Annotated in this window: 20 protein-coding genes; 6 read left to right on the top strand and 14 right to left on the bottom strand. The window is 72.5% G+C overall.

What is annotated here, in order from left to right; translation table 11 throughout:
- Positions 1 to 119: 119 nt before the first annotated feature.
- On the bottom strand, positions 120 to 899 hold the full coding sequence (locus tag HA073_RS25810; protein ID WP_240925965.1) for a histone deacetylase: 780 nt from the start codon (positions 897 to 899) through the stop codon (positions 120 to 122).
- Positions 900 to 910: 11 nt separating this feature from the next.
- Positions 911 to 1,690 carry a phosphodiesterase gene (locus HA073_RS25805; RefSeq protein ID WP_043327850.1) on the bottom strand — a complete coding sequence of 260 codons (780 nt, stop codon included), beginning with the start codon at positions 1,688 to 1,690 and terminating at the stop codon, positions 911 to 913.
- Between the two features lie 178 nt (positions 1,691 to 1,868).
- On the opposite strand from HA073_RS25805, the gene HA073_RS25800 reads away from it, so the two are divergent.
- Entirely contained in the window at positions 1,869 to 3,320 is a 1,452-nt protein-coding gene (locus HA073_RS25800) for a diguanylate cyclase domain-containing protein (protein WP_043327849.1), read from the top strand.
- Positions 3,321 to 3,459: 139 nt separating this feature from the next.
- On the opposite strand, the gene HA073_RS25795 is transcribed toward HA073_RS25800, so the two are convergent.
- Together HA073_RS25795 and HA073_RS25790 are read right to left on the bottom strand one after the other, a co-directional pair.
- Positions 3,460 to 4,521: an aspartate-semialdehyde dehydrogenase gene (locus tag HA073_RS25795; protein ID WP_166457500.1), complete on the bottom strand. Its 1,062-nt coding sequence runs from the start codon at positions 4,519 to 4,521 to the stop codon at positions 3,460 to 3,462.
- Between the two features lie 6 nt (positions 4,522 to 4,527).
- Positions 4,528 to 5,793 (bottom strand): aspartate kinase, encoded by a 1,266-nt coding sequence (locus tag HA073_RS25790; protein WP_030502103.1) that lies wholly within the window; start codon positions 5,791 to 5,793, stop codon positions 4,528 to 4,530.
- A 238-nt stretch (positions 5,794 to 6,031) separates the two neighbouring features.
- On the opposite strand from HA073_RS25790, the gene HA073_RS25785 reads away from it, so the two are divergent.
- A complete protein-coding gene (locus tag HA073_RS25785) occupies positions 6,032 to 6,796 on the top strand; it encodes a hypothetical protein (RefSeq protein WP_166457499.1) in 765 nt (254 codons plus the stop codon).
- A gap of 10 nt (positions 6,797 to 6,806) precedes the next feature.
- Here the strand turns inward: HA073_RS25785 and HA073_RS25780 are convergent, their stop codons facing one another.
- Complete coding sequence (locus HA073_RS25780) at positions 6,807 to 7,793, bottom strand: DUF5937 family protein (protein ID WP_166457498.1); 987 nt, start codon at positions 7,791 to 7,793, stop codon at positions 6,807 to 6,809.
- Positions 7,794 to 7,864: 71 nt separating this feature from the next.
- On the opposite strand from HA073_RS25780, the gene HA073_RS25775 reads away from it, so the two are divergent.
- Both HA073_RS25775 and leuA read left to right on the top strand, forming a co-directional pair.
- The gene (locus tag HA073_RS25775) at positions 7,865 to 9,139 is read left to right on the top strand and encodes an MFS transporter (protein ID WP_166457497.1); all 1,275 of its coding nucleotides are present in this window, start codon (positions 7,865 to 7,867) and stop codon (positions 9,137 to 9,139) included.
- Positions 9,140 to 9,377: 238 nt separating this feature from the next.
- Positions 9,378 to 11,123 carry a 2-isopropylmalate synthase gene (gene leuA / locus HA073_RS25770; RefSeq protein ID WP_113973603.1) on the top strand — a complete coding sequence of 582 codons (1,746 nt, stop codon included), beginning with the start codon at positions 9,378 to 9,380 and terminating at the stop codon, positions 11,121 to 11,123.
- Positions 11,124 to 11,175: 52 nt separating this feature from the next.
- Here the strand turns inward: leuA and HA073_RS25765 are convergent, their stop codons facing one another.
- A complete protein-coding gene (locus tag HA073_RS25765) occupies positions 11,176 to 12,606 on the bottom strand; it encodes an MFS transporter (protein WP_104114936.1) in 1,431 nt (476 codons plus the stop codon).
- Between the two features lie 108 nt (positions 12,607 to 12,714).
- On the opposite strand from HA073_RS25765, the gene HA073_RS25760 reads away from it, so the two are divergent.
- Positions 12,715 to 13,374 (top strand): HNH endonuclease family protein, encoded by a 660-nt coding sequence (locus HA073_RS25760; protein WP_069089554.1) that lies wholly within the window; start codon positions 12,715 to 12,717, stop codon positions 13,372 to 13,374.
- Entirely contained in the window at positions 13,356 to 13,802 is a 447-nt protein-coding gene (locus HA073_RS25755; RefSeq protein WP_069089553.1) for a hypothetical protein, read from the top strand. The genes HA073_RS25760 and HA073_RS25755 overlap by 19 nt, the downstream gene beginning before the upstream one ends.
- 56 nt (positions 13,803 to 13,858) lie before the next feature.
- On the opposite strand, the gene HA073_RS25750 is transcribed toward HA073_RS25755, so the two are convergent.
- The 8 genes from HA073_RS25750 to HA073_RS25715 all read right to left on the bottom strand — a co-directional run bounded on the left by HA073_RS25750 (position 13,859) and on the right by HA073_RS25715 (position 23,995).
- Positions 13,859 to 14,962 carry an ABC transporter ATP-binding protein gene (locus HA073_RS25750; RefSeq protein ID WP_166457496.1) on the bottom strand — a complete coding sequence of 368 codons (1,104 nt, stop codon included), beginning with the start codon at positions 14,960 to 14,962 and terminating at the stop codon, positions 13,859 to 13,861.
- On the bottom strand, positions 14,959 to 16,074 hold the full coding sequence (locus HA073_RS25745; protein WP_166457495.1) for an ABC transporter ATP-binding protein: 1,116 nt from the start codon (positions 16,072 to 16,074) through the stop codon (positions 14,959 to 14,961). The genes HA073_RS25750 and HA073_RS25745 overlap by 4 nt, the downstream gene beginning before the upstream one ends.
- Positions 16,075 to 16,085: 11 nt before the next feature.
- The gene (locus HA073_RS25740) at positions 16,086 to 17,054 is read right to left on the bottom strand and encodes an ABC transporter permease (protein ID WP_043327839.1); all 969 of its coding nucleotides are present in this window, start codon (positions 17,052 to 17,054) and stop codon (positions 16,086 to 16,088) included.
- Positions 17,051 to 18,055, bottom strand: a complete 1,005-nt coding sequence (locus HA073_RS25735; protein ID WP_166457494.1) for an ABC transporter permease — start codon at positions 18,053 to 18,055, stop codon at positions 17,051 to 17,053. Before HA073_RS25735 ends, HA073_RS25740 begins: the two co-directional genes overlap by 4 nt.
- Before the next feature lie 78 nt (positions 18,056 to 18,133).
- Entirely contained in the window at positions 18,134 to 19,798 is a 1,665-nt protein-coding gene (locus tag HA073_RS25730) for an ABC transporter substrate-binding protein (protein ID WP_166457493.1), read from the bottom strand.
- A 322-nt stretch (positions 19,799 to 20,120) separates the two neighbouring features.
- Positions 20,121 to 20,714: a recombination mediator RecR gene (gene recR / locus HA073_RS25725; protein WP_069088852.1), complete on the bottom strand. Its 594-nt coding sequence runs from the start codon at positions 20,712 to 20,714 to the stop codon at positions 20,121 to 20,123.
- 8 nt (positions 20,715 to 20,722) lie between these two features.
- Positions 20,723 to 21,031 (bottom strand): YbaB/EbfC family nucleoid-associated protein, encoded by a 309-nt coding sequence (locus HA073_RS25720; RefSeq protein ID WP_030502117.1) that lies wholly within the window; start codon positions 21,029 to 21,031, stop codon positions 20,723 to 20,725.
- Positions 21,032 to 21,139: 108 nt separating this feature from the next.
- Positions 21,140 to 23,995, bottom strand: a complete 2,856-nt coding sequence (locus HA073_RS25715; RefSeq protein ID WP_166457492.1) for a DNA polymerase III subunit gamma and tau — start codon at positions 23,993 to 23,995, stop codon at positions 21,140 to 21,142.
- Positions 23,996 to 24,081: the final 86 nt, after the last annotated feature.

The raw sequence follows: 24,081 nt of genomic DNA, 5'->3' as shown, positions 1-24,081 counted from the left end.
TACCGGTCCGCCGGACGAGTCGGACATGACGGTCTGGTGAATTTCCGCGCGGCGCTCGCTGTCGATGCCCGCGTCGTGAAGGGCGCCGGCTCCCAGGGACAGGGAGCCGGCGCCGACGCTCATGTCACGCGCAATTCCTTGCGCTGGCAACCGTCCTCGCTGGAATCAGCGCCTGGCGGACACCCATCGCGAGCCGAACGGTCGTTCACGTCTGACGGATCGACATCCGCAACGGACTGTCCGAATTCGACCGAAGCCCCGGAGAGCCGGTTCGAAAGCCGGCTGTGGGTGGCGGCGACGAGCCCGCGCAACGCCCGCCGGTTCCACCGCCCGGCGACTCCCGGACGGCCCGCCAGGTAGCCGACGATCCGCGCGGTGTCCCAGCCGTGCGCCTCCCGCAGACCGCGCGCCAGCATCCCGAGATAGAGCGGAGCGGGCCGGGTCCACGGCACCTCCACCGCGCGGTGCGGCGCGGTGAACGTGAGCATCGGCAGCCCTTCGCGGACGCCGACCCGCAGCAGCGTCTCGTAGCGGCCCGGCCCGAGCCTCGCCCGCCCGGTCTCGACCGCCGCGCGGATACCGGCCAGGTCGGCGCCCGGCGGCCGGTACATCTCCTGCGCCGCGATGTCGGCGAACTGCTCGACGGTCACCAGGTAGCCGCGCGCCGCCGCCCGGCCGGGCATCTGCGGGTCGTAGAACGCCATGCCGCCGGTCCAGGCCCGCGACTCGCCCGCGAAATAGACCCCGCCGGGGATCAGCGCCGGGACGGTCCGGCGCGGTGGCCGGCAGTCCCGGCAGCCGGGGTACGTGCGCAGCCCGCCGGGTGGGCGTCCGCCACGCAGGTACCAGTCGAGCCGGGCGGCGTGCAGGTTCGAGCCGTACGCGACGTACCAGAGCATCGGCGTCGCCGTCAGAACCAGCAGGTGCGCCCGGCGGCGTGGCTGACCTGGACGGTGTGTGTCACGCAGCCGCCGTCGGCGACCAGGTGCAGCAGGAAGGCCGTCGGCTCGGCGACGAACCCCGGCTCCTCCTCGTCGGACATACTCAGGCTCACCTGGATCCACGTGCTCGGCGCGACGGTCAGCACCGTACCGGCGAACGCGCTTGTCACCTGGCGGTGCAGGTGCCCCGCGGCGACGCGTACGACATGGGGGTGCCGGCCGACCACGGCGGCGAGCGCGTCGGCGTCCGCGAGGCCCATCGCGTCCATGCCCGGTACGCCGACCGCGACCGGCGGATGGTGCAGGCACACGACGGCGGGCGCGTCGGTACGCCCGCCGAGCACCCCGTCGAGCCAGGCGAGCTGCTCGTCGCCGAGCCGGCCGCCGGTGCTGCCCGGGGTGAGCGAGTCGAGCACCACGAGCGTCGCGTCCGGCAGGTCGACGTGGTAGTGCGCCGAGAAGCCGCCGGCCAGGTAGGGGGTGCCGCCGAACGTGTCGAGCAGCGACTCGCGGTCGTCGTGGTTGCCGGTGGCCAGGTGCACCGGTAGCGGGAACGCGCCGACGATCTCGCGCAGGGCGAGGTATTCGTCCGGCCGGCCGTTGGCGGTCAGGTCGCCGGTGATCACCACGCAGTCGGGCCGGGGACGCAGCGCGAGCACCGTGCCGAGCGCCCGGTGCAACCCGGACGCCGGGTCGGCCGCGAGCGGGCCGGTGGTCACGTGCGGGTCGCTGAGCTGGGCGATGAGCATCGGCCGCCTCCTCGGGGTGCCCGGGCCCTCACGCTATCGCCGCGCGCCCTCCCCGCGCAGGCCCGATCCCGCCCACAGGCTGCGTCCACAGCCTGTGGATAGCACATGTGTACGAAGGTCGGTGACGGTCGCGCTGAGTACGCTTGATCGCGACCTACCCCCTCCGAGCAGGAACGACGTGGATCACGAGCGAGTACTCCGCGACGTCACGGTGCGCCTCCCCACGGCGTCCACCGTCCCGGAGGCGTGCCAGTGGACGGTCGCCGCGCTCGCCCGGCACACCCCGGCGACCGCCGCCGTCCTGCTCCGGGTCCACGACCGTCTGCGCTGCGTCGCCGCCACCGGCGCGTGGCAGGTCTTCTCGCACGTCCCGGCGACCGCCGACGCGCCCGCCCGCCACCGACCCGAACCCTCGGTGGTGCGGCGGGTGTACGCCTCCGGGGTGACCGCCGTCGTGCCCGACGTGAGCGCCGACCCCGACTACCTGCCGGTCCGGCCGGACGTCACCGCCGAACTCTGCGTTCCGGTACGTGACCCGGACGGCCGGCCCATCGGCGTGCTCGACCTGCAGTGGTGCGAGCCCGTCCCGCTCGCGGCGTGGCGGGAGACCGCCGAACTGGTGGCCGACCGCCTCGGCGGGCGGATCGCCGCGCTCGGCGGGTCACCGGCCGAGAGCCGCAGCGAGAAGCTGCTCCGGCACGCCGCCGCGTTCACCGCCGCCCCGACCGACTGGGACCTGATGACCGCCGCGCTCGCCGCGGCCCGGGACGTGTCGGCGCTCTCCGCCGCCGTGCTGGTCCTCACCGGGCGGAGCGGCCCACGCCTCGGCGCGCCCACCGACACCCCCGGCGAGTTGGAGGCACGCATCCGCGCCGAGCTGGCCGAGGCCGGCCCGGCCGCGCTGGACCGCATGATCGACCGGGCCCACCGGTACGGCTCGGCGTACACGCTGGGCGAGGCGGGGCACCCGCCCACCGAGGAGTACCTGCCGCTGACCCGGGCGGGCGCGCGCACACTGGTGGCGGTGCCGGTCGGCACGCCGGCTGCCGGCGGCGTGCTGCTGGTCGCCGACGAGCAGCGCCTGCGCCCCGACCCGACCACTGTCAACCTGATCGAACTGCTCGCCGGGCAGGCGTGGACCTGCCTGGACCGGCTGCGTACGCTCGCCCGGCTGCGCGAGCAGGCCAGCTCCGACCCGCTCACCGGGCTACGGCACACCGGCTCGTTCGGGCAGCGGATCGCCACCGCCACGCCGGGGCGTACCGCCCTGCTGGCGATCGACGTGGACGGGTTCAAGGACGTCAACGACACGTACGGCCACCAGGCCGGCGACCGGTTGCTGGTGGGGCTGGCCCGGGCACTGGAGGGCGCGCTGCGCCAGGGCGACGAGCTGTACCGGACCGGCGGGGACGAGTTCGTGGCGGTGATCGAGGTGAGCCGCCCGGAGGAGGCGGTCCGGATCGCCGAGCGGCTCACCGAGGCGGCCCGCCGTACCGGCCGGACGATCAGCGTCGGCATCGCGCTGCCGCGGCCCGGCGAGTCCCCCGAACGCACCCTGCACCGAGCCGACCAGGCCCTCTACGCGGTCAAGCGCCACGGCCGAGACGGAGTCCACCTCTCCGCCGCCTGACCCCACTCCCCGCTCCCGCCCCCACCCCTCTCCCCCGCGATCTTGCACTTTCCGCCCGGTCGAATGGGGCATATGCCCCACGGTCCGGGCCCAAAGTGCAAGATCGACGCGCCGGGGGCGGCGCGCGGGAGGGGGCGCGTTACGGGCGGGTTAGGTCCCTGGCGAGGAGTTCGGCGATCTGGGCCGTGTTCAGGGCGGCGCCCTTGCGGAGGTTGTCGCCGGTCACGAAGAGGTCGAGGGCTCTCGGGTCGTCGACCGCGCGGCGGATGCGGCCCACCCAGGACGGGTCGGTGCCGACCGCGTCGATCGGCATCGGGAACTCCCCGGACGCCGGGTCGTCGACCAGGATCACGCCCGGCGCGTTGCGCAGCACCTCGCGGGCTTCCTCGGCGTCCACCTCGGTGGCGAAGACCGCGTGCACGGCGACCGAGTGACCGGTCACCACCGGCACCCGTACGCAGGTGGCGGAGACCTTGAGATCGGGCAGCCCGAGGATCTTGCGGGACTCGTTGCGGAGCTTCAACTCCTCCGACGACCAGCCGTCGTCTGCGAGCGAGCCCGCCCACGGTACGACGTTGAGCGCCAGCGGCGCCGGGAACGGACCCAGCTCGTCGCCGACGGCCTGGCGCACGTCACCGGCGCGGGAGCCGAGCGCCCGGTCCCCGGCGATCTTGCCGAGCTGCAGGTGCAGCGCGTCCACGCCGGCCTGCCCGGCCCCGGACACCGCCTGGTACGACGCGAGCACCAGCTCGCGCAGACCGTACGCGCGGTGCAGCGGGGCGATCGCCACGATCATGGCCAGCGTGGTGCAGTTGGCGTTGGCGATGATGCCCCGGGGCCGGTTGCGCACCTGGTCGGGGTTGATCTCGGGGACGACGAGCGGCACCTCGCGGTCCATCCGGAACGCGCCGGAGTTGTCCACCACCACCGCGCCGCGCCCGACGGCGACCGGGGCCCACTGCGCCGAGACGTCGTCCGGCACGTCGAACATGGCCACGTCGACGCCGTCGAGAGCGTCCGCGGTGAGGGCCTGGACGGTCAGCTCCTCGCCCCGGCACTGCACGCGCCGGCCGGCCGACCGCTCGGAGGCGAGCAGCCGGATCTCGCCCCACACGTTGCGCCGGGAGGAGAGGATCTGGCACATCACCGTACCGACGGCACCTGTCGCCCCGACCACGGCGAGGGTGGGCAGCGACGCCACGGCGCGTTACCGCCCGGTGCCGGCGTAGACGACGGCTTCGGTGTCACCACCCAGCTCGAAGGCGTCGTGGATGGCGCGGACCGCCTTGTCCAGGTCGGTGTCGCGGCAGACCACGGAGACCCGGATCTCCGAGGTGGAGATCATCTCGATGTTGACGCCGGCCGCGCCGAGGGCGGCGAAGAAGCCGGCGGCCACGCCCGGGTGCGAGCGCATGCCGGCGCCGATCAGGCTGACCTTGCCGACGTGGTCGTCGTAGAGCAGGCCCTTGAACTTGACCGTCTCCTGGATCTTGCTGAGCGCGGTCATCGCGGTCGGGCCGTCCGCCTTGGGCAGCGTGAACGAGATGTCGGTGCGGCCGGTGCCCTCGGTGGACACGTTCTGCACGATCATGTCGATGTTGATCTCCGCGCCGGCGACCGTGTCGAAGATGCGCGCGGCGGCGCCCGGCTCGTCGGGCACGCCGACGATCGTGATCTTCGCTTCGCTGCGGTCGTGGGCGACCCCGGTGATCAGTGCCTGTTCCACAGGAAGGTCCTCCATCGATCCGGTGACCATCGTGCCGGTGTTGGTCGAGTATGACGAACGGACGTGGATCGGCAAGCCCGCGCGCCGCGCGTACTCAACGCTGCGCAGATGCAGCACCTTCGCGCCGCAGGCGGCCAGTTCCAGCATCTCCTCGTAGGTGATCCGGGTGATGTGCCGGGCGTTCGGCACGATCCGCGGGTCGGCGGTGAAGATGCCGTCCACGTCGGTGTAGATCTCGCAGACGTCCGCCTCCAGCGCGGCGGCGAGCGCCACGGCGGTGGTGTCCGAGCCGCCCCGCCCGAGCGTGGTGACGTCCTTGGTGTCCTGCGAGACGCCCTGGAAGCCGGCGACGATGACCACCGCGCCCTCGTCCAGCGCGCCCTTGAGCCGCCCCGGGGTCACGTCGATGATCCGGGCCCGGCCGTGCACCGAGGTGGTGATCACGCCCGCCTGGGAACCGGTGAACGAGCGGGCCTCGTACCCCAGGTTGTGGATGGCCATGGCGAGCAGCGCCATGGAGATCCGCTCCCCGGCGGTGAGCAGCATGTCCAGCTCGCGGCCGGGCGGCAGCGGGCTGACCTGGTTGGCGAGGTCGAGCAGCTCGTCGGTGGTGTCGCCCATGGCGGACACCACCACGACCACGTCGTCGCCGGCCTTGCGCGCGGCCACGATGCGCTCGGCCACCCGCTTGATCCGCTCGGCGTTGGCGACGGAGGACCCGCCGTACTTCTGCACCACGAGTGCCACGACGGTGCACTCCCTCCCAGCGACGACCCTGAGCGTGCCGACGCCGCCGGGTCTCTCGGTCCGGCGGCGCGTGTCAGACCGCCTCAGCCTATCGGGCGGCCCGCGACGCCGGGTCGGGTGATCCCACCATCCGGCCCCGGCGTGGGGCGGCTCACCAGCCCGGGAGTACGCGACACGCCAAGCGGTACAGCCGTACGGTGGGCTGTCCGCGGCCGCCCGGACGACGCAGAATGAGCCGGTGCACGCTCATCGACGCGCGGCCCGCCGGGCGACCGGCGCGCTCGCGCTCATCCTGCCGACGCTGCTGGCCGCCTGTGTGAACGACCGGCCCGAGACGGCGCCCACCGGCTCCGCCGACCCGGTGCCGGTGCAGGTGGACGCCGCCCGCGACGAGCTGGCCGGGCTGGCCGCCGCCGCGCAGGACCGGCACCACACTGCCGCGTACTCCTTCACCCCGGCCGAAGGCGCTCCCCGCACGGTGGCGGTGACCAGCGCCAACGACGGCAGCTGGCGGGTCGACGTGCCCGGCTGGGGGCGGGACGGGACGGTGGACGTCTCGCTCGCCGCCACCTCCGACGGGCTGTTCCAGTGCGCGCTGCCCTCGGCCGGCTGGACGCAGGCGGCCAGCTGTGTCCGGCTCGGCGACGCCGACGACGCGGTGCCCCGCCGGCTGGACCCCCGCGTGCAGCACCCGTTCACCGACTGGCTGGAGGTGCTGACCGACAGGCGCGCGCCGCTCGCTGTCTCCCCCGCCGCGCCGCTGCCCAGCGTCACCGGCCGGTGCTACTCGGTCGACACGACCTCCGCCTCGCTGAACGCGCCGTTGGACGTGGGCATCTACTGCTTCCGGGAGGACGGCACACCGGCGGCGGTCCGGGCCGGCTTCGGCACGCTGACGCTGACCGGCGAGCCCGGCGCCGCGCCGGGCACCGTCGAGCTGGCCGGCGCGGTGACCGACGGCGAGCCGGTGAGCCGGGACGCCCCGAGCCCGGGAGCGCCGTGACGCGTTCCGCTCAGCCGCCACGCGCGGCGCGGAGCAGCGCGGCACCGACCTCGGTGTTGCGGTAGAGCACGTGCCGCCCGGCGCGGGACCGGGTGACGAGACCGGCGGCGTGCAGCGCGGAGAGGTGCTGGGACACGTTCCCGGCGGACAGCCCGGTGAGCCGGGCGAGGTCCGTGGTGGTCGTCGCCGCGTCGAGCAGGTTCAGCAGGGCGGCCCGACCGCCGCCGACCACCCGGGCGAGCGCGTCGCCGGCCGGTTCAGCTCCGCGTTCCCACAGCGTCCCGACCGCCCGAACCGGGTACGCCGCGGCCGGCAACGAGTCCTCCAGCAGGTTCCACAGCACCCGCTGGCGGCTGAACACGCTCGGGTTCAACGCCAGCCCTCGCCCCCGCAGGTCGAAGTCCCGCTCGAACGGGTCGTCGCTGACCACCCGGTCGCCGAGCCACCGCAGGCCGGGGTGGAGCCGCTCGAACAGATTCCCCGTCCCGCCCTCGGCGAGCTGGGCCGCCCGGTACGCGACGTCGGCGTCGAGCACCGCTCGCATCCGCGGCCAGTCCGAGGCGATCGCCTCGTCGTACCAGACCCGCATCGCCTCGACGAGCGGCGGCAACAGCTCGGTCGGGTCGGCGAGCAACGCCCGCCCGAACGGGCGTAGTGGTCCGCTCGGCGTGGTCGCCAGCAGGTCCCGGACCACCACGTCGGGCGGCGTCGCGGCGATCTGGTCGAGCTGGCCGTCCATCTCCACCCCCGGGCGGGCCGCCGGGGTGAGGAAGTCGGGCAGCCAGCGGCGCGGCAGGGTGAGGTGCACCAGCGGAGCGACGCGCTCGGCCACCTCCGGGCGGCGCAGCGTCGCCCGGGCCCGGTCGATCCACTGCAGGTGCACCGGATAGCGGGCCGGATCGGCGAGCGCCCACAGGCTCATGACCGTCTCGTTGGCCGGCGACACACCGAACCGCACGCCCGCGACGTCGGCCAGCGTGAACCGCATCTCGGACATGCGCACCCCCCGATTCGACTCAGCCTAAAAGGCTCGACCGGCGCGTGGGGGGCACGATCTGCTCATCGGTCATGGGGGCCAGAGAGAGCATCCGCACCGCCGTCCGCGACGTCGTACCACCGGCCGGGCTGACCCGCGCCCTGGCCGTGCAGGCGATGGTCTACGCCGTCGGCACCGGACTGTTCCAGGCTGGCAGCGCCGTGTTCTTCACCCGGGCGCTCGGGCTGAGTCCGGCCCAGGTGGGTCTCGGCCTCTCCCTCGCCGCCGGCGCGTCACTGCTCGGCACCGTGCCGCTGGGCGGGCTCACCGACCGGTACGGGCCGCAGCGGGTGTGGATCGTCTGCCTGTTGCTGGACGCGGCGCTGTTCGCGGCGTACCCGTTCGTCGGCGGCTTCGCCGGGTTCCTCGCGGTGGTGATCGCGCTGGCCGTGACGGGCGCGGCGACCGGCGTGGCCCGCCAGGTCTACTCGATCAACGTGCTGCGCCCGGAGGAACGGGTCACCGCCATGGCCTACCAGCGCTCCTCGCTGAACGTCGGCTTCGGGGTGGGCGCGCTGATCAGCGGCCTGGTGCTGGCCGTCGACACGATCTGGGCGTACCGCGGGATGGTCTGGTTCATCGCCGTGGTCTTCCTGGTGACCGCCGGTTTCGTCCGCCGGCTGCCCCGGCTGCCGGAGGTGACCCGCACGGCCGAGCCGATGAGCCGGCTGGCGGTGCTGCGGGACCGGCCGTTCATGACCGTCGCGCTGCTCTCCGGGCTGCTCACCGCGCACCAGACGCTCTACCTGACGGTGATGCCGCTGTGGATCCTCACCCACACCGACGCGCCGAAGACGATCATCGCCGGGCTGGTGCTGCTCAACACCGTGCTGATCGTGCTGTTCCAGGTACGCGCCAGCCGGGGCGCGGACGACGCGCCGGGCGCGGCCCGGGCGTCCCGTCGGGGCGCGGTTTTGATCGCCCTGTTCTGCCTGGTCCTGCCGATTTCCGGCGCGACCCGGGGAGCGCTCACCGTGGTCGCGCTGGTGGCCGCCGCGACACTGCTCATCCTGGCGGAGCTGATCGAGTCGGCGGGCGCCTGGGGACTCACCGCCACGCTGCCACCCGCCGCCCAGCGCGGCGCGTACGTCGGCGCGTTCGGGCTCGGCTCCCAGTTGCAGTTCCTGATCGCTCCGGCCGGGCTGACCGCGCTCGGCGTGAGCACCGGCGGCTGGGGCTGGTACCCGGCCGCGGCGATCTTCATCCTCGTCGGACTGGCGATCGTGCCCGCGGTGACCCGGGCGGAACGGACACCTCGGCTACCGGACGTGGCGAAGCCCTCCGGCTCCGTGACTCTGGTCCCATAGTCCGGACCAGCCTTCCCACCGCACGTCCCACCACGTAGGGTGACCTTGTCATGTGGCGCGCGTACCTTCTCCTTGGCTGCCGCGACGAGGCCTGACCGGCCGGCACCTCGTCGCGGAGTCGCTACGCGCCGTCCAGCACATCCGATCTTCTTCTCGGCACCGCCGCGCACCGTCGCCCGGCAGCCCGCCGACACCTTTCCGATCTGCTGACGCCACATGTTCCAGGGAGCACTCCGAGATGGCTCAACCTGTCACCGCCACCGATCCGTTCGCCAGCCAGCGCCCCAGCCGGATGCCGGTCCACCGCTACGTCCCGTACGACAGGGAGTTCGGCGTCGACCTGCCGGACCGCTCCTGGCCCACCCGCCGCGTCGAGGCCGCGCCCCGCTGGTGCGCAGTCGACCTCCGCGACGGCAACCAGGCGCTGATCGACCCGATGTCGCCCGAGCGTAAGCGCCGGATGTTCCAGCTGCTGGTGCAGATGGGCTACAAGGAGATCGAGGTCGGCTTCCCGTCGGCGAGCCAGACCGACTACGACTTCGTACGGCAGCTGATCGAGCAGGACCTGATCCCGGAGGACGTCACCATCCAGGTGCTGACCCAGTGCCGGGAGCACCTGATCGAGCGGACCTTCGAGTCGCTGCGCGGCGCCCGCCGGGCCATCGTGCACTTCTACAACTCCACCTCGACGCTGCAGCGCCGGGTGGTCTTCGGCCTGGACCGCGACGGCATCACCGACATCGCCACCCAGGGCGCGCGGCTGTGCCAGAAGTACGCGGAGATCCACACCCCGGACACCGACATCCACTACGAGTACTCGCCGGAGTCGTACACGGGCACCGAGCTGGAGTACGCGCTGGAGGTCTGCTCGGCGGTGATCGACGTGATCGACCCGACGCCGGACCGGAAGCTGATCATCAACCTGCCGGCCACGGTCGAGATGGCCATGCCGAACGTCTACGCCGACTCGATCGAGTGGATGCACCGGCGCCTGCCCCGGCGGGACAGCCTGGTGCTGAGCCTGCACCCGCACAACGACCGGGGCACCGGCGTGGCCGCCGCCGAGCTGGGCCTGCTGGCCGGCGCGGACCGGATCGAGGGCTGCCTGTTCGGCAACGGTGAGCGCACCGGCAACGTCGACCTGGTGACGCTGGGCCTGAACATGTTCTCCCAGGGCATCGACCCGATGATCGACTTCTCGAACATCGACGAGATCAAGCGCGCCGTCGAGTACTGCAACCAGCTGCCGGTGCACGAGCGCCACCCGTACGCGGGCGACCTGGTCTACACCGCGTTCTCCGGCTCCCACCAGGACGCGATCAACAAGGGCTTCGCCGCGCTGAACGCCGACGCGGCGGCGGCCGGGGTGCCGGTGGACGACTTCACCTGGGCGGTGCCCTACCTGCCGATCGACCCGAAGGACCTGGGCCGCACCTACGAGGCGGTCATCCGGGTCAACTCGCAGTCCGGCAAGGGCGGCGTCGCGTACATCATGAAGACCGAGCACCAGCTCGACCTGCCGCGCCGCCTCCAGATCGAGTTCTCCGGCGTGGTGCAGCAGGTCACCGACCACGACGGCGGCGAGGTCGAGCCGGGCGCCATGTGGGAGATCTTCGCCCGCAACTACCTGGTCGACCACCAGGTCGACCCGGCCGTGAAGCTGGCCGAGTACACCATCGGCACCGTCGACGGCAAGGTCGAGATCGACGCCCGCGTCGGCTTCGGCGGGGAGACCCGCGCGCTGACCTCCGTCGGCAACGGCCCGATCGACGCGTACGTCAACGCGCTGCAGTCCCTGGGCGTGGCGGTACGGGTGCTCGACTACCACGAGCACGCGCTGTCCTCCGGTGGGGACGCGCAGGCCGCCGCGTACGTGGAGTGCGAGGTGGACGGCCGTACGGTGTGGGGCGTCGGAGTGGACGCGAACATCGTCACCGCCTCGATCAAGGCGGTCACGAGCGCGGTGAACCGCACCCGCGCCTGAGGTGTAAGGAAGGGCCCCTTCTTAACGCATTCTGCATAGGAGGGGGCCCTTCTTAACGCTTGCGCCCGGGGCGGTGGATCAGCACGGCGGCTAGCACCGCGCCGGCGAGCAGCAGCCCCGCGCACCACGCCAACGCCCCCCGGTACGCGCCTGCCAGCGCGCCCTTCTGCTCGTACCCGGTGCCGGACAGCCCGACCAGCAGCGGCAGCGCGGCCACCGCGAGCAGGCCGCCGGCCCGGGACGCGGCGTTGTTGAAGCCGCTCGCCACCCCGGCGAACCGGTCCGAGACCGCGCCGAGCACCGACGTGGTCAGCGGCGCGACCACGAGCGTGAGCCCGGCGCCGAACAGCGCCACGCCCGGCAGCACGTCCACCCAGTACGACGCACCAGGCCCGACCCGGCGCAGCAGCAGCAGACCCACGGCGGCGATCACCGGGCCGACGGTGAGCGGCAGCCGGGGTCCGATGCGGGCCGACAGCGCGCCCGCGCGCGGCGAGCCGACCAGCAGCAGCACCGTCATCGGCACGGTGGCCAGGCCGGTGAGCAGCGCCGACCAGCCGACCACGTTCTGCAGGTAGACGGCGAGGAAGAAGGTGAACCCGCCGAGCGCGGCGTACACCACGACGGTGAAGACGTTCAGCACGGAGAACAGCCGGCTGGAGAACAGCCCGGTGGGCAGCATCGCGGTGTCGCCGCGCCGCCGCTCGACCAGCACGAACACCACCACGGCGACCACCCCGAGCACTGCCGCGACCAGCACCGCCGGGGAGGCGCCGCGCGCCGGGGCGTCGATCAGCGCGTACGTGACTCCGCCGAGCGCGAGCGCGCCGAGCAGCGCACCGGCCACGTCGAACCGCCGCCCCTTTCCGGTACGAGACGCCGCCTCGTCGCGGCTCTCCGGCACCCAGCGCAGCGCGGCGAACACCACGCCCACGGCCAACGGCAGGTTGACGAAGAAGATCCACCGCCAGGAGAGCGTGTCGATGAGCCAGCCGCCGAGCAGCGGGCCGAGCGCTGTGGACACGCCGGACAGTCCGGACCAGGTGCCGATGGCCCGGCCCCTGTCGTCCGGGTGGAAGCTGGCCTGGAGCACCGACAGCGACCCGGGGGTGAGCAGCGCCCCGCCGGCGCCCTGGAGGAACCGGGCGGCGATGAGCCAGCCGGTGTCCTGGGCGAGCCCGCAGAGCACCGACGCCACCGCGAACCAGACCACGCCGAGCAGGAATATGCGCCGCCGCCCGAACCGGTCCCCGAGCGCGCCGCCGAGCAGCACGAACGCGGCAAGCATGAGCAGGTAGCCGTTCACGGTCCACTGCAGACCGGCGACGGTGGCGTCCAGCTCCGCGCCGAGGCGCGGCAGCGCGACGTTGACGACAGTGCTGTCGAGGAACACCATGCCGGAGGCGAGGATCGCGGCGAGCAGCGTGCCGCGTCCGGCGGCGGAGCCGGTACGCAGCGCGGGAGCGGGTGCGGGTGCGGTCACGTCTCACCACTCTGCCCGCCGCCCATCCTCGACGCCACGAATCGCAGAAACCGCCGCCGGGTACTGTGCGGACTCGCCCGGAGCACGCAAGCTGGAGAGGTGTCGTCTGTGCGTACGAGATCAGGAGCCCGAGCCGGGCTGGCGGCCGCGCTGAGCGCGGTGCTCGCCCTCGGCGTGGCCGGCTGCGAGGTGTCGGTCACCGAGCCGGAGGCGCCGCCGAGCGCCGCCGGGAACGTCAACAAGCAGCTCGGTGAGCTGACAGTGGCCACCGCCGGGTCGATGAAGGGCTACAGCCGTTCCCGCTTCCCGCACTGGCGGGGCACCGGCAAGAACTGCGACGTACGCGACAGCGTGCTGCAGCGCGACGGCGAGGACATCAAGCTGTCCGGCTGCAACGTGGTGGGTGGCCGGTGGGAGAGCGTCTACGACGGGGTGGTGCTGACCGATCCGTCGGGCGTGGACATCGACCACACGGTGCCGTTGGCCGCCGCGTGGCGGTCGGGCGCGGACGAGTGGGACGACTCGAAGCGTGGCGACTTCGCCAACGACCTGACCCGGCCGCAGCTCATCGCGGTTTCGGCGCGGTCCAACCGGGCAAAGGGTGACCAGGATCCGTCCCAGTGGAAGCCGCCGAACCGGTCGTCCTGGTGTCAGTACGCGGCGGACTGGGTGACGGTCAAGCACTACTGGCGGCTGACTGTGACAAGTGCCGAGAAGGCCGCTCTCACCGACATGCTGGAGGGCTGCACATGGGCGAGCAAACCGTGACCGGGCCGGATGCCACACCGGCCCCGGCGGGCACGCCGGAGACAGACGCCGCACCCGCCGGTCCGGCCTCGGCCGGGATGACGGCGGACGGCCGGCAGCCGGAGTCGGCGGACGTCGCCGGGGCGGGCATGACCGCCGACGCGGTGCCGGGGGCGCCGGCCGGGGGCGCGCCGGCCGGACCGGCGGACCGGACCACCGACATCGTCCCCGGTCCGGGCGGGGTCATGACCGACGAGGTGGGCGTGGTGACCGGCGAGCTGACGCTGCGCACCGAGCACGCCGACGGCCGGGTGACGCTGCGGGTGCAGTACAAGGACGCCGACGAGTGGTACGCGGTCACCGGCGGTTCCGCGCCGCTGGCCGACCCGGCGGCGCTGGACGCCGTGCACACGATCGCGGTGGGGCTGCTCAACCGCCCCGAGGGCTGACCGACAGACAAAAGGCGCGTCCCCACCCGGCCCGGTGGGGACGCGCCTTTGTCGGATCAGACGTACGAGCCGGGCTCGCTGGGCGCGGAGACCACGCCCGGCTCCTCACCCTCGCCCTCCGGCCGGGTGATCTTCGCGGTCACCTCGTGCGGGCGCAGCTCACCGGCGGCGATCTGCTCGGCCCAGTGGCAGGCGACCCGGCTGGCGCCGATCTGGCGCAGCTCCGGCCGCTCGTCGGCGCAGCGGGTCGGCTGCGCCCACGGGCAGCGGGTGTGGAACCGGCAGCCCGACGGCGGGTTGGCCGGCGACGGCAGGTCCCCCGCGAGCAGGATGCGCTCGCGCCGGTCCTCCACGTCCGGGTCCGGCACCGGGACCGCCGACATCAGCGCCCGGGTGTACGGGTGCAGCGGCTCGGTGTAGAGCCGGTCGCTCGGCGCCTCCTCGACCAGCGCGCCCAGGTACATCACGCCGACGATGTCGGAGATGTGCCGCACCACCGCCAGGTCGTGCGCGATGACCAGGTAGGTCAGGCCGAGGCTGTCCTGGAGTTCGTCCAGCAGGTTCACCACCTGCGCCTGGATCGACACGTCCAGCGCGGAGACCGGCTCGTCGGCGACGATCAGCTCCGGGCCCAGGACGAGCGCGCGGGCGATGCCGATGCGCTGGCGCTGGCCGCCGGAGAACTCGTGCGGGTAGCGGGACAGCGCCCACTTCGGCAGGCCGACGGCGTCGAGCGTCTCGCCGATGATCCGCCGCCGGTCGTTCCGGTCGGTGCCGATGCCGTGGGTCTGGAGGCCCTCGGTGAGGATCGACTCGACGTTCTGCCGCGGGTCCAGGCTGGACATCGGGTCCTGGAAGATCATCTGCATCCGGCGGCGCATCGTCCGCAGCTTTCCGGCCGGCAGCGTGGTCAACTCGACGCCGTCGAACTTCACCTCGCCGCTGGTCGGCGGGTTGAGCTGGAGCAGCGCCCGGCCGAGCGTGGACTTGCCGCAGCCCGACTCGCCCACCAGCCCGTACGTCTTGCCGCGCGGGATGCTCAGGTCGACCCCGTCGACGGCCTTGACGTGCCCGACGGTCCGGTCGAAGAGCACACCCCGGCGGATCGGGAAGTGCACCTTCAGGTCGCGGACCTCGACGAGGATGTCGTTGTCGCTCATGGGGTCTCCTCCTCGCGCGGAGCCGGTCCGAAACCGGGCGCCGCGGGCGGGTCGGCCGGCTCGGCCTGGGCCGGCACCGTACCCGGCTCGGCGGTCGTCGGCGCGGTGGCGCGGACGTCCGACTCCGGGGTCAGGCCGGGGATCGGCACCGGGTTGACGCAGCGGTAGCTGCGCGCGTCGTGGGTGAGCACCATCTCCGGCGGCTCGCCCACGCACTCGTCGACGCGGCGGGCGCAGCGCGGGGCGAACGCGCAGCCGTCCGGCCAGGGCAGCACGTCACGCACCGAGCCGGGGATGGGGTTCAGCCGTTCGCCGCGGCCGGCGTCCAGGCGGGGCACCGAACCGAGCAACCCCTCGGTGTACGGGTGCCGGGGCTGGCGGAACAGCGGACGGCGGGTGGCCGTCTCCACCACCCGGCCGGCGTAGAGAACGTTGATGGTGTCGCACATGCCGGCGACCACGCCGAGGTCGTGGGTGATCATCACCAGCGCGGTGCCGGAGTCGCGGACCAGGTCCTTGAGCAGCTCCAGGATCTGCGCCTGGATGGTGACGTCGAGCGCGGTGGTCGGCTCGTCGGCGATCAGCAGCCGGGGCTGGCAGGCGACCGCCATGGCGATCAGCGCCCGCTGCCGCATGCCGCCGGAGAGCTGGTGCGGGTACTCCTTGAGCCGGCGACGCGGGTCCGGGATGCCCACCCGGTCGAGCAGGGCGGCGGCCTCCTTGGCGGCCGCCTCACCCTTCATCCCCCGGTGGCGGGCCAGCACCTCGGTCACCTGCAGCCCGATCGGGATGACCGGGTTCAGCGAGGAGAGCGGGTCCTGGAAGATCATCGCCACGTCCCGGCCGCGGATGTCGCGGCGGGACCGGTCGTCGAGCTGGAGCAGGTCGGTGCCGTCGAAGACCGCCTTGCCGCCGACCCGCAGGCCCGGCTGCTTGGGTAGCAGGCCCATGATCGCCAGCGACGTGACGCTCTTGCCGCAGCCGGACTCGCCGACCAGGCCGACCACCTCACCGGCGTCGACCGAGAAGGACACCCCGTCCACCGCGTGCACGGTGCGCTGCCCACGACGGGCGAACGTGACGGAGAGGTCGTCCACTTCGAGCAGTGCCATGACTGACTGACCTACTTCCGCAGCTTCGGGTCGAGGGCCTCGCGCATCGCCTCGCCGAGCAGGGTGAAGCCGAGCGCGGTGATGATGATGCCGAGCGCCGGGTAGATCGCCAGGCCCGGCCGGATGCCCAGGTACGGCTGCGCGTCGGCGAGCATGACGCCCCACTCCGGGATGGCCGAGTCGGGGTTGCCGAGGCCGAGGAAGGAGAGCGCGGCGGCCTCGATGATCGCGGTCGCCAGCGTCAGCGTGGCCTGGACGATGACCGGGGCGATCGAGTTCGGCACCACGTGGGTGAGGGCGATCTTCGACCGCTTCACGCCGAGCGCCGTCGCCGCCAGCACGTAGTCGCTGTTGGACTGCGCGATCATCGAGCCGCGCAGCAACCGGGCGAAGATCGGCACGGACACCACACCGACAGCGATCATCACGGTGGTGAGGCTGGCGCCGAGCAGCGCCGCGATGCTCACCGCGAGCAGCAGGCTCGGCATGGCCAGCAGCATGTCGATGAAGCGCATCAGGGTGGTGTCGATCCAGCGGCCCCAGCGTCCGCCCAGCCCGGCCGCCGCGCCGGCGACGCCGCCGATCAGCGCGCCGACGGCGAGACCGATCAGGGTGGAGACCACGCCGACCAGCAGCGTCTGCCGGGCCCCGACGATCAGCCGGCTGAACTCGTCCCGGCCCTGGTGGTCGAAGCCGAGCCAGTGGTCGGCGGAGGCGCCCGGGATGATGCCCTGGCCGGACTTGACCAGCCCTTCCCGGATGCCGATGGAGTCCGTCGGGCTGTACGGGACGAAGAACGGCCCGATCACCGCGACTAGGACGAAGACGGCCAGGATGACCACGCCGATGATGGCCGCCGGGTTGCGCCGCAGGCGGCGGAACGCCTCCTTCCAGAGGCTCACCCCCTGCTCGTCCTCGCGGGCGGACAGCTCGGCGAGCCGGTCGATCTTCTCGCGCTTCTTTCCTCCGGTGATGGTCATCGCACCCTCACCCTCGGGTCGATCACGCTGTAGGAGAGGTCGACCAGGAGATTCACCAGCACGTACACCACCGCAATGATCATGATGAAGCCCATCAGCACCGGATAGTCGCGCTGGCTGATCGACTCGGCGACGAACGCGCCGATGCCGCTGAAGGCGAACACGGTCTCGGTGAGCACCGCGCCGGAGAGCAGGAGACCGGTCTGCAGACCGATCGAGGTGGCCACCGGCAGCATGGCGTTACGCAGCACGTGCCGGCGGCGTACGGTCCGCTCGGTCAGGCCCTTGGCCTCGGCGGTCCGGACGAAGTCCTCGTTGAGCACCTCCAGGACGCTGGCCCGGGTGATCCGGACGATGATCGCGAGCGGGATGCTCGCCAGCGCGATGCCCGGCAGCACGAGGTGCCAGAGCGCGTCGGCGGCGGCGTCCCACTCGCGGGTCATGATCCCGTCGAGGACGAAGAAGTTGGTGACCCGGGTCGCGCCGATGGTCGGGTCCTGCCGGCCGCTGGAGGGGAACCAGCCCAGGTTCTCGGCGAAGATCGCCTTGAGCACGTACGCCAGGAAGAAGACCGGGATGCAGATGCCGATGAGCGATCCGCCGACCGAGGCGTGGTCCAGGAACCGGCCGCGGCGGCGTGCCGCGAGGTAGCCGAGCGGGATCCCGATGCCGATCGCCAGCACCATGGCCATGATCGTCAGCTCGACGGTGCCGGGGAACCGCTCCAGGAACTCCGTGGTGACCGCCCGCTTCGTACCGGTCGAGGTGCCCAGGTCGAGCCGGATCATCCGCCGCAGGAAGCGGGCGTACTGGACCAGGATCGGCTCGTCGAGGCCGAGGTTGCGCCGGATCGCGGCGCGCGTCTCGGGCGTGCCCCGTTCACCGAGGATCGCGGTCTCGGGACCGCCGGGAAGTCGGCGGAGCCAGATGAACAGCAGGACGGAGAGCCCGAACAGCGTGGGTATCAGCTGTAGCAGGCGTCTGACGATGAACCGGAACACGGGCGCCTCGGAGGGGGTGCGGAGGGGTGCGGGCGGGCGCTGTGGTCACAGCGCCCGCCCGCGTACGGTGCCTTCAGATCACTTGAACTCTGCGGTCGCGTACCGCTCGTCGGTGAGCGGGCTCGCCTTGATCCCGGTCACGTCCTTGCCGAACACGATCGCCGGCGGGGAGTGCGAGATCGGCACACCCGGCAGGAAGTCCATGATCGTCTTGTTCAGTGCCTTGTACTTCTCCGTCCGGGCCGCCGCGTCGGCGGTGGTGTCGGCGTCCTTGAACTGCTCGAAGAGCTGGGGGTTGTTGAAGCCCCACTCGTCCTTCGGGCGGTCGAAGAAGGTGCCGATGAAGTTGTACGCGTCGCCGTAGTCACCGGTCCAGCCGAGGAAGTGCAGGTCGTGCTTGTTGCCGGAGGTGGTGGCGTTGAGGTAGTCCGGGCTCCACTTCAGCGGGATGGCCTGGACGTTGATGCCGACCGCCTTGAGGTCCGCCGAGAGCAGCTCGAAGATGTCCTTCGGGTTCGGCATGTACGGCCGGGTGACCTCGGTCGGGTAGTGGAACTTCAGCGTCAGGTTCGACGCGCCGGCCTCGGCCAGCAGGGCCTTCGCCTTGGCCGGGTCGTAGTCGTACTTGGTGACGTCGCCGTTCCAGCCCTCGACGGTGTCCGGGAAGAAGTTCATCGCGACCTTCGCGCCCGGGGGCAGCTTCGAGTCGACGAGCGCCTGCCGGTTCAGGGCGTGCGCGATGGCCTGCCGGACCTTGAGGTCGGCCAGCTTCGGGTTCCCCTTCTGGTTGATCGCCAGGTAGAGGATGTTGAAGGCGGGCCGGGTGAGGACGTTGAAGCCCTCCTTCTTCAGCGGCTCCACGTCGGCCGGGCCGACGAGGTCGTAGCCCTGGATGTCACCCGAGCGGAGCGCCTGCTTGCGGGCGTTCTCGTCCGAGATCGTCTTGAAGATGATGGTCTTCAGCTTGGCCTTGTCGCCGTAGTAGTCGTCGTTGCGCTCGATGGTGAGCGTCTTGTTCGCGACGTCCCACGCCTTGAACTTGAACGGGCCGGTGCCGGTCGGGTGCTCCATCGCGTACGCCGGGTACTTGATGTCCTCGGCGGTGCCGGTCACGTTGCTGGCGTCGTACTGCTCCATCGCCTTCGGGCTCTGCATCGAGAACGACGGCAGCATGAGCGCGGCCGGGATCTTGCTGGAGACCCGGGTGAACGCCAGGTCCACAGTGGTGGCGTCCTTGGCGGTGCACGACTTGAAGAGGCTCGGCGGCAGGTCCGGGTTCTCGTTCTTGGCGAACCCGCCCATGACGTCCTGCCAGTACGCGGTCACGTCCGGGCTCTGCATGAGGCCCTTGGCGTTGTACCAGCGGTCGAAGTTGGCGCAGACGGCTTCGGCGTTGAAGTCGGTGCCGTCGTGGAACTTCACGCCCGAGCGGAGCTTGAAGGTCCAGGTGGTGCCCGCCGCGTCCGGCGTCCAGGACTCCGCGAGGCCCGGCGTCACCTTGGTGCCGCCCTCCTCCGGACGGACCAGCGTCTCGAAGACCTGGCGCGCCACGCGCAGCGACTCACCGTCGCTGGCGAAGCTGGGGTCGAGCACCTTCGGGTCTCCGGCGACGCCGAAGACGAGGGTGTCCTTCTTGCTATCTCCTCCGGAGCCACTTTCACGGTCGCTCTCGGCGCAGCCTGCAACCGCGAGGGCCGCGACCGCGACGGCCGCGATTGCGACCTTCGGCCTGGATGCACGCATGGTGCTTCACCTCGTCCTTGGGGGTACGGACAACGTGGTGACAGGGTCACCGATGTGCGCAGACCTTAGCCCTCGGGTGGACGGCGCGGAAACGGGCGGGGGGCGGGTTGGTATCGAATCGTGTCTGTTCTGGATCGAGGCATTCGATTCGAAGGAGAACACTGCCTAACGCCGAATTTTCGTCGGTTTGAAGGCCGAATTTATTACGTCGATCCGGTCCCGGACGCACGTTCGTGTCAGATCGCCACGCGCCTGCGTTCCGCCCGTGAACACGTCCGGCGGGCACCCCGCAGGGCACCCGCCGGAAGCGACGCGGCACAACTCAGACGGCTCGGCGCCCCTCGAAGGCCCGGCCCAGCGTGATCTCGTCGGCGTACTCCAGATCGCCGCCGACCGGCAGCCCACTCGCCAGCCGGGTCACCGCGATCCCCATCGGCTTGACCATCAGCGCCAGATAGGTGGCGGTCGCCTCGCCCTCGGTGTTCGGGTCGGTGGCGAGGATCAGCTCCCGTACCGAACCACTGCCGAGGCGGGTCATCAGCTCACGGATCCGCAGGTTGTCCGGGCCGATGCCCTCCAGCGGATTGATCGCGCCACCGAGCACGTGGTAGCGCCCGCGGAACTCGCCGGTCCGCTCGATCGCCACCACGTCCTTGGGTTCCTCGACCACGCAGAGCACCTCGTCGGTACGCCGCGGATCACGGCAGATCCGGCACTGCTCCGACTCGGCCACGTTGTAGCAGGTCGTGCAGAACCGGACCAGGTCCTTGACCTTGCGCAGCGCGCCGGCCAGCCGGTTCACGTCGGCCGGATCCGCCGACAGCACATGGAACGCGATCCGCTGGGCGCTCTTCGGCCCCACGCCCGGCAGCCGGCCCAGCTCGTCGATCAGGTCCTGGATGGCACCCTCGTACATCTGCCGGCTCAGAACCCGGGCAGGCCGAGGCCGCCCATGCCGCCCGCGACCGGGCCCATCTTCTTCTCGGTCAGCTCACGGGCCGCCTCGGCGGCGTTGTGCACGGCCGCGACCACCAGGTCCTCGAGCGTCTCGACGTCCTCCGGGTCGACCGCCTTCGGGTCGATCTTGATCGCCTTCAGCTCACCGGTGCCGGCGACTGTGGCGGTGACCAGGCCACCGCCGGCGGTGCCGGTCAGCTCCGCCTCGGCCAGCTCGGCCTGGGCCTTGGCGATCTGCTGCTGCATCTTCTGCGCCTGCTTCAGCATCTGCTGCATGTTCGGCTGTCCACCTGGGCGCACGGACCGCTCCTTCTTCCACTCGTCTGCTCGGCCGCGCCCAGCCTAGTCGGGCCACGGCGCCGCTCAATCGCGGTCGGCGCGCGCTCAGCGCGCGTCCACCTCGTCGATCTTCTCGGCCCCGAACGTCTCACGCAGCAGCTGAACCGCCTGCTCCTCGCTCGACTGCCGGGCCGTCCGCTCGTCGATCACGTCGTCGAGCGGCTCGTCGCCCGGGTCGAACCCCTCGTAGGCCGGCGCCGCGGCGGGCGCCCGCCCACCCCGCACCGGGCCGTCGAAGTCCGGGTCGTAGGGCGGCTCGCCCGCCCACTCGGCGTCGGCCGTCTTCCGCGCCGGCTGCGCCGCGCGCGACCCCTTGCCGGGACCACCGCCCGCAGCAGCCGCCGCCGCTGCGGCACGCGCCGCCGCGATCGCGCTGTTCTTCGGCCCACCGCCCCCCGGCCTCGCGCCACCGGCCGGCGCCGTCGGGGGTGCGGCAGGCTTGGGTACGGCGACAGGGGCGGTAGCGGTCGCCGTGCCCCCGCCCGGACGTGCCGCCGCCGGCCAGTCCTCCGCGTCGCCGGCGCTCGCGGCCGAGGCGGCAGCGGTCGCCGCGCCACCGGGCCGCACCGGCTCCGGCCAGTCGTCCTCGTCGGCCTGCCCGGCCGCGCCCTGACTGCCGAGGGTTCGGTTGCCCGTGGCACCGGCCGAGCCGGACACCGGCTGTCCCGGGGCGTCGCCGAGACCGGCGGATGCCGGACGACCGGCAGCACCGGAGTCAGGACGGCCCGGTCCGGCGTCCGTCGAGGCAGGACGGCTCGCGTCGGGTGTGGTCGAGTGGGAGAAGTCGCCCGAGCTGCCGGAATCGGAGCGCGCCTGAGCGTTGGCCGCCACTCCGGGGGCCGGGCGACCGGGTGAGGTGTCGGACGCCGGAGCCGCCGCAGCGGACGCCGGGCGGCCCGGGACGCTGTCGGACGGTGCGCGGTCGGGCGTGCTGTCGGTCTGCGCTCGTACCGCGCCGGACGGGCGGGACGGGCCGCCGAGCGATGCGGCGCCGCGCTCGCCCGCCACCTCGCAGCGGATCTGCCAGCGACCGCCGAACTCCTCGTAGAGCGCGTCGGTCAGCACGGCCGCATGGTCGGCCATCATCTTCGCCAGCACCGTCGACTTCACGGTCAGTACGAGCGTGTCGCCGTCCAGGTCGCGCACCACCGCGTCCCGCATCAGCGCGGCGATCCGCTTGTTGCTCCGGTTCACCTTGCCTACTACCTCGGGCCAGACCCGGCGCACCGCCACCGCGTCGAGCGCCCCCGGATTCGCCGCGCCGGGGCGGGGCGGCTCGGGCGTGGCCGGGTCGGGCATCACCGCAGACGGCGGCACCGGGCGTCGGGCGGCGGCCTGACCGGAAGTCGTCGGGCCGGCAGTTGACCGCTCGGAGGCCGACGCGGAGAACCCGGCGTCCGTGCCGGGGTGAGTTCCGCCAGCCGCTGCCGCCTCGGTCGTCGACGAGCCGGAATCGGCAGCGGCCGGGCCGGCGTCGGCAGCCGCACCGGCCGGGGCGGGACGGGAGCCGGTAGCCCCGACGGCAGAGCCCGGGCGGGAACCGGGCGCGGCGCTGCGGGAACCGGCAGCGGCGGCTGCGGCGGCACGTGCGGCGGCGGCACCGGTCGGGGCACCGGGAGCCGCCGGCGTGCCGGCGGAATCCGGGTGGACCGCGGCGGCAGCCGCGCCCGGGGCGGGAGCCGCCGGGCGTACCTCAGGGGTCTGGGTGGGGTGCGCGGACGGCGACGGCTCGACGCCGCCCAGCGTCAGCCGGCGTTCCATCCGCTCCAGGCGCTGGAGCAGGCCGCCGGACGAGTCGTCCACGCCGGGCAGCAGCATCCGGGCGCAGATCAGCTCCAGCAGCAGCCGGGGCGCCGTGGTGCCGCGCATCTCGACCAGACCGTTGTGCACGATGTCCGCGCAGCGGGACAGCGTGGCCGGGCCGAGGCGCTGCGCCTGGGCGGCCATCCGCTCGATCTGGTCGGCCGGGCCGTCGATGAGGCCCTTGGCGGCGGCATCCGGCACCTGCTGGAGCACGATCAGGTCGCGGAGGCGTTCCAGCAGGTCGGAGGCGAAGCGGCGCGGGTCGTGGCCGGCCTCGGCGACCCGGTCGACAGTGGCGTACGCGGCGGCGCCGTCACCGGCGGCGAGCGCGTCGCACATCTCGTCGATCAGCGCCGAGTCGGTGACGCCGAGCAGCGCGGCGGCCCGGGCGTAGCCGACACCCTCCGGGCCGGCGCCGGCGATGAGCTGGTCGAGTACGGAGAGGCTGTCCCGGGCGCTGCCGCCACCGGCGCGGACCACCAGCGGGAATACAGCCGGATCGACAGTGACGCCCTCGGCCTCGCAGAGCTGCTCAAGGTAGGGACGGAGCACCTTCGGCGGGATCAGCCGGAACGGGTAGTGGTGGGTCCGCGACTTGATCGTGCCGAGGACCTTCTCCGGTTCGGTGGTGGCGAAGATGAACTTGACGTACTCCGGGGGCTCCTCGACCAGCTTCAGCAACGCGTTGAAGCCGGCCGACGAGACCATGTGCGCCTCGTCGATGACGTAGATCTTGAAGCGGCTGCGGGCCGGCGCGAAGAACGCCTTCTCGCGCAGCTCACGGGCGTCGTCGACACCACCGTGGCTGGCCGCGTCGATCTCGATCACGTCGATCGAGCCGGCGCCGTCGGTCGCGAGCGAACGGCAGGACTCGCACTGCCCGCACGGCTCGGGCGTGGGGCCCTGCTCACAGTTGAGCGAGCGGGCCAGGATCCGGGCGCTGGAGGTCTTGCCGCAGCCCCGGGGGCCGGAGAAGAGGTACGCGTGGTTCAACCGGCCGCTGCGCAGCGCCTGCGACAACGGCTCGGTGACGTGATCCTGGCCGATGATCTCGGCGAACGTCCGCGGCCGGTACTTGCGGTAAAGGGCCAGTGCCACCCGTCCCGCCTCCTCTCGACCGAGCCATTCTGCGCCGGTCGGCCCCGGGTGACCACCCACCACCCCGTGACCCGACCCGCAGCGAC

The sequence above is a fragment of the Micromonospora sp. CMU55-4 genome (assembly GCF_011602315.1).
Lineage (GTDB): Bacteria > Actinomycetota > Actinomycetes > Mycobacteriales > Micromonosporaceae > Micromonospora > Micromonospora chalcea.
This window is presented reverse-complemented; position numbering and strand designations above follow the sequence as displayed.